This is a genomic window from Chryseolinea soli (genome assembly GCF_003589925.1).
In the GTDB taxonomy this organism is placed as follows: domain Bacteria; phylum Bacteroidota; class Bacteroidia; order Cytophagales; family Cyclobacteriaceae; genus Chryseolinea; species Chryseolinea soli.
This window is the reverse complement of sequence record NZ_CP032382.1, coordinates 6,664,193-6,676,580: the sequence shown is the minus strand read 5'-3', so window position 1 is coordinate 6,676,580 and position 12,388 is coordinate 6,664,193. Positions and strand designations below refer to the sequence as shown.

Annotated in this window: 6 protein-coding genes; all 6 read left to right on the top strand. The window is 51.7% G+C overall.

Annotated features, from left to right (window positions below):
* Positions 1–10: 10 nt before the first annotated feature.
* The 6 genes from D4L85_RS27830 (at position 11) to D4L85_RS27805 (ending at position 12,388) form a co-directional block, all read left to right on the top strand.
* Positions 11–1,945 (top strand): helix-turn-helix domain-containing protein, encoded by a 1,935-nt coding sequence (locus tag D4L85_RS27830; protein ID WP_119757380.1) that lies wholly within the window; start codon positions 11–13, stop codon positions 1,943–1,945.
* 89 nt (positions 1,946–2,034) lie between these two features.
* On the top strand, positions 2,035–2,685 hold the full coding sequence (locus tag D4L85_RS27825; RefSeq protein ID WP_119757379.1) for a hypothetical protein: 651 nt from the start codon (positions 2,035–2,037) through the stop codon (positions 2,683–2,685).
* 362 nt (positions 2,686–3,047) lie between these two features.
* Positions 3,048–6,104, top strand: coding sequence for a SusC/RagA family TonB-linked outer membrane protein (locus D4L85_RS27820; RefSeq protein WP_119757378.1), 3,057 nt, complete (start codon positions 3,048–3,050; stop codon positions 6,102–6,104).
* 31 nt (positions 6,105–6,135) lie between these two features.
* Positions 6,136–7,740: a RagB/SusD family nutrient uptake outer membrane protein gene (locus tag D4L85_RS27815; protein ID WP_119757377.1), complete on the top strand. Its 1,605-nt coding sequence runs from the start codon at positions 6,136–6,138 to the stop codon at positions 7,738–7,740.
* A gap of 13 nt (positions 7,741–7,753) precedes the next feature.
* Positions 7,754–9,373 carry a cadherin repeat domain-containing protein gene (locus D4L85_RS27810; protein ID WP_160144045.1) on the top strand — a complete coding sequence of 540 codons (1,620 nt, stop codon included), beginning with the start codon at positions 7,754–7,756 and terminating at the stop codon, positions 9,371–9,373.
* A 186-nt stretch (positions 9,374–9,559) separates the two neighbouring features.
* The gene (locus D4L85_RS27805; RefSeq protein ID WP_160144044.1) at positions 9,560–12,388 is read left to right on the top strand and encodes an alpha-amylase family glycosyl hydrolase; all 2,829 of its coding nucleotides are present in this window, start codon (positions 9,560–9,562) and stop codon (positions 12,386–12,388) included.

The following is a 12,388-nucleotide window of genomic DNA, read 5'->3' as shown; positions in this document are numbered from 1 at the left end:
TGTTCGGGAAATGTTTTTAATCGGAAAAATGCCGGCGTCTACCAACCTCGTGAGCAGAATAGACCGCCCTTTGTGGCGTTGCCTGCCTGTGCTTTTGCTGGTGTTGATTTCCTTTCATGTGCGCGCGCAAATCCGCATAGAGGTCATAAAGCACCCCAAATTTATTCTGAAAGATTCCAGCCTTTTCATTTCCGGCACTTTTAACAACTGGAGTCCCGGCGAGGAAAATTTCAAGCTCACCCGGCGCCCCGACGGTGTCTACTATTTCGATCTCCCGGACACGCTTACCAGTTTTGAATACAAATTCACACAGGGCGGATGGCAAATTGTGGAGGGCTATGCCGACGGCAAGATCCTGCCCAACCGCGTCTACAACCGGCAGTTGGAAGACAATCCGCACTTGGTGCGCGTGGTCATAGAAGGGTGGGAGAAGCAACCCGAATACACCCTCATTGTCGACAAGGTGCCCGAGAGCACTCCTTTTGATGCCTCGCTTTACGTGACGGGAAACTTCAATAACTGGAACCCCGGCGACAAGAACTACAAACTCCGCAAACAGATCGACGGCAGCTACCAGGTGCTCATTTATTTTAACGGCGAACGCATCGACTACAAGTTCACCCGCGGCACCTGGAAATCGGCCGAGAGCAGCTCGGGGGGGCGCACCATGGCCAACCGGTCCACCAACCGCCGCTCGGCTACCGGCAAGATTAGGGTGGAGATTGCAGGCTGGGAAGATATTTCCGGCGGGCTTCAGCTCTATTCCATATACGATCTGCTGCTGTTGTTTTCCGTGTTCCAGGGGTTGCTGCTCATCGTCACCATCCCCACCATCCAGGAATACAACCGGGAGGCTAACCGCTGGCTCATCCTGCTGATCGGCTTCACGTCGGCCATTCTCCTGATTAAAGTGGTGTCGGGCTACCCGGAAGTGGAGCACACGCTGCCGAAGCTGCAGTTGATACCGGATTTTATTTTGTTTGTCTACGCACCGCTGTTCTATGCCTATATCCAGCGCCTGTTGTTCCAGTCGCGAAACCAGCTTCGGTTGGTCTTTTACGTGCCGGTGTTTGTCCAGTTTTTTGTCTACATGGTCTATTTCCTGATGGACCAGCCCGCCTTCCAGGCCAAGCTCATCGAGCCGGAGTCCGAGTTGCGGATCATCCGTTTTTGCATGTCGTCGGTAGCCCTGGGGTTGAATATTTATTATTGGGTGAAATGCCTGGGGGCCATCAATTTTTATAAGGTGAACTACCAGAACAGCAACTCTTACGAACAGAACCTGCAATACCTCAACACCGTGCTTTTCATCCAGGCGGCCTGTTTGGTCGTTTGGTTTGTCACTTTTGTGGTGGCGGTGCTGGCCTGGATGTTCGGATGGGAAATATCAAATGTCATTGACATCAGCATCGATACACTCTGGATGACCTTTTCGGTGATCACCTTTTTCCTCGGCTACTTCGTCATCCACGAACCCGACATTTTCCGTTTGCCGCAAACCCTTTCGCAAGTCGACGAACTTACCAAAGTGGAACTCGATCACCAGGTGGCTGACTACCTCAATCACATCGGTAAGGAGAAAGAGGAAGTGTCCATGGAAAACCTTGACATGCTGAAAGAGAAGGTTACCATCTACATGGAAAAATATCAACCTTACACCAACCCGAAGTTATCCCTTGTTGAGCTCGCTTCGCGTCTTAAGCTTCAGCCGCATATTCTTTCTAAAGTGATCAACAGTGGTTTTGGTATGAATTTCTTCGATTATATAAATACCTACCGTATCGATGAATTCAAACGTAGGGTGGAGGATCCGCAATACAAGAATTATACCCTCCTGGGGATCGCGCTGGATGTGGGATTCAATTCGAAGACTGCCTTTAATCGTTCTTTTAAGAAAATCACGAGCCAAACGCCGAGTGCGTTTTTTAATACGTTGAAGGAATAGGGAGTTGGGGTTAAAACGAGGGGTGGATGAGGAAGGAATTTGTTGGGGGTTAGTTTTTTAATTGGCTGCGATATTGCGATGTAATCGTTATGAAGAATTATTCGGTCATTTTATTTGTGGCTCTGTTCGCTGGCGCTTGCGCGATGACCAGGAAATATCAGGATCCACAACATGCTATTTATGCGAGAATGCTGACACCGGATGAAAAGAACGAGATCAATCGAACGGGAGAGATAACGAAAAACATCGAGTTGTACGACCCGATGGACAAGAACTTGTGGCATGGGATGCTGAAGGGAACACTGCGAATTTTAAAAACTGAAAATCCGGAGGTCTTTAATTTTGTTGAGATTGGAATCTGGGTGACCCTGACCCGGCCAAAGGGTCAAATCACGACTAATTATCGCGTAAAAGACAGTACGGAAAACGATAGACAAGGGAACACCTTGTCAAAGGTACGGTACTATGAGGGCCAGGCAGAAACCTACTACCTCGAGAAAAAATGCACCTCAAAAATGATAGATCAACAGTTCATCCAGCATGTTGAGGTTTTTATGGACACGGCCCTGGTGATGGAATACAATATGAGGGTCCTTGACTATGGGACACCGAAATCCGACTCGCAAAAGCAGAAAATAGTCGTTGGGATGTATAATGAATATTTCAAAGGAAAGCTGGTGCGGACCAAGGTGTATGATAATGATGGGAACCTGATCTTGGAAAGCAAAGCGAGTGAGTAGGGGAGTCCGTGGCTGGCTGCTAAACTTTGTTGTTCTAAACTTGCGGGATCGATTCCGGAACCACGTACCACTTTCCCGTTTTCACGCCAATCACCCTCCCAAAATCAGGTTCCACTTTAGGAAATGGAACCTGCTCACATCTCGTTCAATAATTTGATTATCAGTACTTTAGGAAAGCGGCACCCCCTCCGTTGTATCCTCCTTCCATTTTTGCTCAAAGTGGGCCGACACTCGCTCCCGCGAGTGGTACGTTGCAATCGTTTCCTAAGAGAATTCAAACGGGTGCGGCCAGGCTCCAGACTGTCGAACCCCGGATCCTTTTCGGGAACCGCAAACAAAAAAACTTAACCTAATCTAAATCTATGAGAGAACTGTTTACAACACGATTTACGTGGATGACGGCGATGTTGCTCCTTACCAGCACATTGACGTGGGCACAAAGCAAGGTCGTAACAGGTAAGGTCACTTCCGCCGAGGACGGTGCTTCCTTGCCGGGGGTGAACATCCTGGAAAAGGGAACCTCCAACGGAACGGTCACCGACTCCAATGGCCAGTATTCTATCAGCGTTACCGATAACGCAACGCTCATTTTCTCCTTTATCGGCTACAAATCGCAGGAAGTGATCGTCGGAAGCCAGTCGGCGGTCAACCTCACGCTCCAGGTCGATGTCACCTCGCTTTCGGAAGTTGTGGTGGTGGGCTATGGCCAGCAGGAAAAGAAGGATGTGACCGGTGTGGTAGCCACGGTGGATTCCAAGTCTTTTAATAAAGGAGCCATCGTTTCACCCGACATGCTGATGACCGGCAAAGTGGCCGGTGTTCAGATCTCGCCGTCGGATGGCCAGCCAGGATCGGGCTCGAGCATCCGCATCCGGGGTGGTACGTCGATCAACGCTAGCAACGAACCCCTCTATGTTGTAGACGGCATTCCCGTGGTCTCGGATGGAACCGCCGCCGGCCGCAACCCGCTCAACTTTATCAACACCAACGACATCGAGACGTTCACCGTGTTGAAGGATGCTTCTGCGGCAGCCATCTACGGATCGCGTGCTGCCAACGGCGTTATTCTGATCACGACCAAGCGTGGCAAGAGTGGCACTCCGACATTGAGCTATGACGGGTTTGTATCGGTGGGAACCGTGGCCAAGAAATACGACGTCTTCAACGCTGACCAGTTCCGTTCCATTGTGACGTATTACGCACCGCAAAACCTGAAGTACATGGGCAATCCCGAGGCGGCCGATGTGGCCGACCGCGCCTATGACACCAACTGGCAAAACCAGATCTTTCAAACGGCGGTAGGGCAGAGCCATAACCTCTCGTTGTCGGGTGGTACCGACAAAACGAACTACCGCATTTCACTCGGCCATCTCCAACAAGATGGTATCATCAAGACCTCCTACACCAAAAAGACCAACATCGGCGTGAACTTCTCTCAACTCGCCCTGGACGACGCGTTGAAGATCGATGTGAACGTGAAAGGTGCTGTGACGGAAGACTTTTATTCAGCCGATGTCATCGGTGCCGCAATTTCTTACGATCCCTCGCACCCGGTGTATGATGCCAAGAGCCCTTTTGGTGGTTACTATGAATACTACGATTCCATCGGCGGCAAACGCGTGCCCAAAGTGAACTCACCCAACAACCCCGTGTCCAGCCTCATGCAGAGCCAGGATGTGGGCTCGGTGTTGCGCAGCTTGGGCAATCTTCAGTTGGACTATAAAGTGAAGGTTGTTCCCGGTTTGCGTTTCAACGTCAACCTGGGTTATGATGTGACCCGCGGTCAGCGCAAGCAATTCCTGCCGAGTACACTCAAAGCAGAGAACAGTCCTGACACCGGCAAAGTAGTGATCCAGAATCCCTACAAGAACAGCATGTTGTTTGAAGGCTACATCAACTACACGCGCGACCTCAAGTCCATAAAAAGTAAAGTGGATGTCACGGGTGGTTATTCGTGGCAAAGCTTCTATGCAGAGAATCACGGCTACACGGCTACCCAGTTGAGCACGAACATCTATGGCTACAACAACCCTGGTGTAGCACGCAAGACCATACCTTTCGATCCCCTGAGCACAACGGCCATCCCATCGCTGGGTGAGAACCGGCTCATCTCGTTCTTTGGGCGGGTGAACTATGCGTATGATGAGCGATTCCTGTTGACCGTGAACCTTCGCCGGGACGGGTCTACACGTTTTGGTCCCAACAACAAATGGGGAACGTTCCCTTCGGCTGCTGTGGGCTGGAGAATTGCGAACGAGAACTTCATGCAAAACCAGAACATCTTCAGCGACCTGAAATTGCGCGCGGGATACGGTATCACCGGTAACCAGGACATTGGGAATTTCCGCTACCTGGGCACTTACACGCCAAGCGATCCGCAAGCGAATTATCAGTTTGGTAGTGCCTATTACACCACCATCCGTCCTTCGGGTTATGACACGAACCTGCAGTGGGAACAAACGGCTTCCTCCAACATCGGTTTGGACTTTGGTGTGTTGCAAGGCAGACTTTCGGGATCCATCGAAGTGTATCAAAAGAATACAGACAAACTGTTGTTCACCCGCGCAGTGGCACCCGGTGCCAACCTCACGAACACCATCCTGACCAACATCGGTAAAGTGCAAAACAAAGGTATCGAACTCACCCTCGATGCTGTGGCCATCTCCACGACAAACCTCACCTGGAACGTGGGCTTCAACGCTGCCTACAACACCAACAAGATCACGCAACTGGATGGCAACAACGATCCTGATTTCCCGGGCTATGCCGCCGGCGATAACATTTCGGGTGGTGTTGGAAACAAGGTCGAGATCCTGCGCGTAGGCCAGCCGGTGAATGCCTTCTATGTATTTGAACATAAGACGGGCCCGGATGGCAAGCCGGTGAACGACAATCTCGGCGCCGAAGACAAGACCAACATGTATGTAGATCAGAACAACGATGGCATCATCAATGAAAAAGATCTCCGCCCGTTCCACCGCCCGGCACCGAGAGTGCTGATGGGCCTCACGTCGCAGTTGAACTACAAGAACTTCGACCTCAGCTTCACGTTGCGGGCGAATCTTGGAAACTATGTTTACAACAACGTAGCGTCCAACTCTACCTTCCAGCGTGCCGGCGATGCGTTCCGTCCTCTTAACCTGATCACGAATTCGCTGCGGGCCAATTATTACACGCCGCAGTACTTCTCTGATTTTTATGTAGAGAACGCCTCCTTCCTGCGCATGGACAACCTCACGTTGGGTTATTCGGTGAAGCAGATCTCCAAAGCCAATATACGCGTGTATGCCACGGTGCAGAATGCGTTTGTGATCACCAAGTACAGCGGTCTCGATCCTGAAGTTTCGGTTTCGGGTATCGACAACAACCTGTATCCCAGAGCCAGAACGTTCGTCTTTGGTGTGCACATCGGACTCTAATCCTTATTCATAACAACTGACATTATTCTATATGGAAAATAAAAAGATACTACGAATAGCGTTCATCGTCCTTTTAGGCGGGGTGTTTGGCTGCACCGACCTGGACGTAACGCCCAAGAATGCGGCGGTAGGGGATGTGGTTTTTACCGACCCTGCGGCCTACAAGCAATCGCTCGCCAAAGTATATGCCGGCTTGGCCATTGGTGGTCAATCGTCCGGTGATGGTAACTCCGACATCAGCGGCATCGATGGCGGGTTCTCGCAATACATCCGCATGTACTTCAACTTGCAAGAGCTTCCCACCGATGAAGCTGTGATCGGCTGGAACGACGGTACCATCCAAACCCTGCACTTCCAGAACTGGACCTCGCAAAGCGAATTTATCAATGCCATGTTCAACCGCGTCTATTTCCAGGTGTCGATGGCCAACGAATTTCTGCGTCAGACCACCGATGATTTGCTGGCTACACGTGGCGTTACCGATGCCATGAAGGCGGACATCAAACAATACCGCGCCGAGGTGCGTTTCCTCCGTGCACTGAGCTACTGGCATGGCCTCGACATGTTCGGCAGCATTCCGCTGGTGCCTGAAACAAACCCCATCGGCACGGATGCTCCCGGGCAGCCGGCAGGCGGCAAGCAAGATGTGTTCAACTACATCGAAAGTGAACTGCTCGCCGTGGAACCTGACCTGGGCAAACCCAAGACCATGGAATATGCCCGCGTCGACCAGGCTTCTGCCTGGATGCTGTTGGCAAAATTGTATCTCAACGCCGAGACCTACATTGGTGCAGAGAAGTATACCGAGTCGTTGACGTATTTGAACAAGATCATTGCGTCCAACGCCTACACGCTCGACCCGGTATATGGCAATCTCTTCCTGGCCGACAATCACAAGTCACCCGAGATCATTTTCCCGGTGGCGTTTGATGGAACCTATACGAAGACCTATGGCGGTACAACCTTCCTGGCCCACGCGGCTGTGGGAGGCGACAAAATGAAACCTTCTGACTATGGCATCGATGGCGGCTGGGCCGGTCTTCGCGTTACGGCGAACATTGTGAATTTGTTTGCACCTGCTGACGGTCGTGGCAACTTCTACACCGATGGCCAATCGAAAGACATACCCTCGACACCGAACACGAGTTTCAATCAGGGCTATGCACATCCGAAATTCCAGAACGTGAGCTCTACGGGAGCCCCGGGCAGCAACACCACGTTTGCCGACACTGATTTCCCGATGTTCCGTTTGGGCGATGTTTATCTCATGTACGCTGAAGCCGTTTTGAGAGGCGGTTCCGGTGGCGATGCCGGCACAGCTTTGGGTTACGTCAACCAACTGCGCGTCCGCGCCTATGGCAATACGAATGGAAACCTCCAGGCTTCCGATCTCACGCTCAGTTTCATCATCGACGAGCGCGGTCGTGAGCTCAGTTGGGAGTGTCACAGAAGAACCGACCTGGTTCGCTTTGGCTTGCTGACGGTGAGCGATAACAGCGACCCGCGTGCCATCTGGCCTTGGAAAGGCGGCGAAAGCGCTGCCGGAAAGCAAACCCAAGCGTTCCGCAACGTGTTCCCTATTCCCTCGGCAGCCTTGACGGCCAATACGAAATTAAAACAGAATGACGGTTACTAAAACTGACATAAACATGAAAAAGCTATTTCTATATTTTTCGCTCATTTTTGCCGCCGCGCTCTATTCCTGCCAGGATAAGGTGGAGGACGTGGAAGGACAGCTCAGCTTTCCTCCAACGGTCTTCAGCTCCAGCCCAACCGTTAGCGTGAAGATCGGCACGTTTGATTTGAAGGCCGTCTTGGTGAGCGGCGCCCCGCTGACCTCCGGAACGCTGACGTTGAAAGACGAAGCCGGCACGACTTTGTATACGATGACAAAAGCCCTTAGCGGGACAAAGGATTCCCTCGTGGCCAAGTCAAGCGACTTCAATTCAGCTGCGCTGCCACTGGGTGCCTATACCATGGAAATCACCGGTGTAAATTCCCGCAACCTGACGATTGAAAAATCGGTGCCTTTCAGTGTTTCCCAAACCTTATACCCGGCCAAGAACACGAAAATGTATATCGCCGGTGAATTCAACGGTTGGGGTGCTGCAGAGTTGACGCTGATCAGCGACTTTACCTGGGAGATCAAGAACGTCGATCTGCAAGGCAAAGCCTGGAAACTGAAAAACACACCGGACTGGACCGACGAAGATTGGGGCGATCCCGGTTGTGATGGTTTGATGAACTCCAACCACGCCGAAGGTGGTAATGGCAACACGGATTGTAAATTCTCGGGCCTTGTCAACATCACGTTCAACGACCAGACCCTCGCGTATTCCGTGAAGCCTGCTGTGAATTTCAAGACCAACCTCTCGGGCCTTTATGTGTTGGGCAACTTCAATAATTTTGAAGGCGACGAAAGCAAGTTCCAATTGAAAGCCGACAACAGCTGGGAGCTTGCCGAAGTGCGACTGAAGCCCAACGACGAATTCAAATTCTCCGAGAGCCCTTATTTCAAAGGAAAGAACTATGGCGACTCTGACAAAGAGGGAACAGCAGCCGAATACGGCCCTAATTTTGTGTGGGACGGCGCAGATGCATTTTATAAGATAACGTTTAACGATGCCACGTTGAAGTACACGATCACGCTCGTGCGCTACCCGTATCCCGATAAATTATACCTCGTCGGCGATGCCTCGTCGGCCGGTTGGAATCCCGGTGCGTCCGTTCAGTTTATGAAAACGGCAGATGGCAAATTTGAAATGTATGCCTACCTGAAGCATACCGACACCAACGGTGGATTCAAGTTCCTGCAGGTTCAGGATTGGGCTGGCGCGTGGGGCAAGAGCACGGACGGTAACCTCGTACAGGATGGAGGCAACAACATCCAGGTGCCGACCGATGGATTCTATCGCATCACTGCCGACTTCCTCACCTTGAAATATACGACGACCCTCACCACGTGGGCAGTAGTGGGCGATGCCACTCCCGGCGGATGGCCTGCCAACGACCCCGACCCGGGCGTGTTGACGCTCACCGGCGGTATGGGAACCTACACCCTGTCCATCGACAACATTGTGCTCACCGGCGGTACGCATGAACTGAAGTTCAGAGCCAACAACAGCTGGGACATCAATTTTGGCGACAGCAATGCCGACGGATGGTTGGAATATGGTGGAGGAAACATAAAGTCACCCGGTGACGGAACCTACCTCATCGAACTCAACCTTGCCCCGACAGGATATACGTACACGATCACAAAGAAATGATGTTTGCGAAAAGTTGGTAGGGGAGACACATCCAGCGCTGGCTGCTGGATGTTCTCACCCGCCAGCTTTTTTTACCACCCATATCGCCCACGTTGGTGTTCTTCACCAACACGAATTCGGAGGGTACACACCGACGTACGTAAACACATTTGTTCGCAAGCAAAAACACTCACAAATCACAACGGGATGAAACGGATACTTATACCACTCTTTCTCATTTACATCACACAATTCTCCCATGCCCAAATCGTAACCACCGTCCCGGCGTTCCCCGTTGCCGACCAACCGGTCACCATCACCGTCGACGTCTCCGGCACCAGCCTTGATAAGTTCGCGTGGAACAACGACACCAACCCCGTTTACATCTGGACGTGGCTCAAAGACGCCGGCGGCAATTCCGTCGACGCACCCACCAACGTTAATCCCGCCACATCGCCCGGGCAAGATGCCGCGAAGTGCTACCGGCTAACAACCAACCCCGACAAATACACGATCACCTTCACACCGACGACGTTCTTCAACAAACCCGCCTCTGCGATCACGCAAATCGGCTTGAAGTTAAAAAGCCGCGACTGGAGCGAGAACAAGCAGACGGATGTCGATAAATACATCACCATCACCACCGGCTTCTCTGTCAAGTTCACAACCCCAACTCAATCCACCTTTTTTGTGAACACGGGTGATCAGATCCCCATGACCCTAAAGGCATCGGCCACAGCCGATCTCGAAATAAAAGTGGGTGGTGTTTCAAAAGCCAGCATCGTTCAAAACACAACATTGAACTATACACACACGGTAACCGAAACGGAAGGCTCGGTCACGGTGGAAGGATCGGCCAACAATGGCACGGACACCAAGACCAGCACCTTTGCCTATTATGTTCGCACCGCCACTGCAAATGCGCCGCGCCCCGCAGGCATTGTCGACGGTATAAATTATAACAGCGGCGACCCAAGCCAGGCGACACTCAGCTTGCTGGCACCGGGCAAGACTTCTGTGTATGTGCTCGGCGACTTTAACGACTGGGCCATCGACGAGGACTATAAAATGAAAAAAGATGGCGAGCATTTTTGGCTCACCCTGAGCGGACTCGTAGCCGGAGAGGAGTATGGCTTCCAATACCTGGTGGATGAATCCATAAAGATCGCCGACCCATTTGCCGACAAAGTGCTGGACCCGGATGACCAATATATTCCGGCGACAACCTATCCCAGTTTAAAGTCTTATCCTTCGCAAGCCCTCAACACGCAATGGTATTTCAACCGCGTGGCCGTGTTGCAGACGGCACAAACACCCTTTGCTTGGACAGCCTCGGATTATCATAAGCCGGCCCCTGAAAATCTCGTCATCTATGAGTTGCACATCCGCGACTTCTTTGGCGACAATGCCCGGACCTACCAGAGCCTCATGGACACGATCGGCTATTTTAAGAAACTCGGCATCAACGCCATCGAGCTGATGCCCATCACCGAATTCAACGGCAACGACAGTTGGGGCTACAACCCCACGTTCATGTTTGCCCCCGATAAATATTATGGCAGCAAAAATAAGTTCAAAGAATTTATAGACATCTGCCATCTGAACGGCATCGCCGTGATCATGGACATGGTATTGAACCATCAGGACCTCCCCAATGCCTATGTGATGATGGATTTTGATTTCACCGCCATGAAACCCAATCCCACCAACAAGTGGTTTAACGTGACGGCTACCCACCCGTATAGCGTTTTCTTTGACATGAACCACGAAAGCAAATACACGCAGCAATACGTCGACACCATAAACTATCATTGGCTGAACGAATATAAAGTTGATGGATTTCGCTATGACTTGTCGAAAGGATTTACACAGAAAAATTCCGGCAGCGATGTGGCGGCCTGGTCCGCGTATGACCAATCGCGCATCGACATCCTGAAACGTATGGCGGCCCGCGTCCGCTCGCACACACCCGATGCCTATCTCATCCTGGAACATTTTGCCGACAACTCAGAGGAAACAGTTCTTGCTGCCGACGGCCTCATGCTGTGGGGAAATGAGAACTACGCCTACACGCAGACGGCCATGGGCTTTGGCACCGGCTCGGATATTTCGTGGGGGTATTACAAGACTCGCAGTTGGACCGATCCGCGACTGGTGTCCTATATGGAGAGTCATGACGAGGAACGCATGATGTATAAGGCGCTGAATTATGGAAATTCATCCGGCACGTATTCGGTGAAGACACTGGCCACCGCATTGAATCGCATGAAAGCTGCCGCTACCTTTTTCTACACGCTGCCGGGGCCGAAGATGCTGTGGGAATTTGAAGAGCTGGGATATGATCAAAGCATCAACCGCTGCACCGATGGCACCATCAGCACCGATTGCCGCGTAACGGCCAAGCCTGTGTTGTGGAACTATCAAACCGTGCCCGAGCGCGCGGCTTTGCACGATCACGTGGCCGACCTCATCCGGCTTCGAAACACGTATAGCGTTTTCACGAAGGGTGACGCCACCATCACCACGGGGAATCAATTGCTAAAACAGATCACGTTACTGAACAATCCCTACACCGCGACGCCTTCGGATGCCAGCCAGATGAATGTGCAGATCGTAGGGAATTTTGATGTGACGCCACAAAACGTCACCGTAACGTTTCTGCATGCCGGCACATGGTATGACTATGTCAAAGCAACGCCGTTATCTGTGACCACCACGTCCGTGAGCATGACGCTGCAACCGGGTGAGTACAGGCTCTACACCGATGTGGCCTTGAAAACCATTACCGGGGTAGAGGAGGAGCGTCCGAAATTTTCCTATACGGTCTATCCCAATCCATCCAGCGGTGTGTTGCAGATCGACGCGGCCGATAAAAGCGACCTCGACGTTCGTGCTTTCAACACGTTGGGACAACCGATGTCCCTGCACAAAGTAGACCGGAACCATTGGGATGCCACGTCCTTTGCTCCCGGCTTATACATTTTAAAGATTGGAAAGGGAACGACCCAGTACACCACCACCATCATCAAAAATTGA

Bases quoted from the DNA above. Each gene is read 5' to 3' on its own strand.
- D4L85_RS27810 (WP_160144045.1), top strand. From the start codon at position 7,754: ATGAAAAAGCTATTTCTATATTTTTCGCTCATTTTTGCCGCCGCGCTC.
- D4L85_RS27815 (WP_119757377.1), top strand. From the start codon at position 6,136: ATGGAAAATAAAAAGATACTACGAATAGCGTTCATCGTCCTTTTAGGC.
- D4L85_RS27820 (WP_119757378.1), top strand. From the start codon at position 3,048: ATGAGAGAACTGTTTACAACACGATTTACGTGGATGACGGCGATGTTG.
- D4L85_RS27830 (WP_119757380.1), top strand. From the start codon at position 11: ATGTTTTTAATCGGAAAAATGCCGGCGTCTACCAACCTCGTGAGCAGA.
- D4L85_RS27825 (WP_119757379.1), top strand. From the start codon at position 2,035: ATGAAGAATTATTCGGTCATTTTATTTGTGGCTCTGTTCGCTGGCGCT.
- D4L85_RS27805 (WP_160144044.1), top strand. From the start codon at position 9,560: ATGAAACGGATACTTATACCACTCTTTCTCATTTACATCACACAATTC.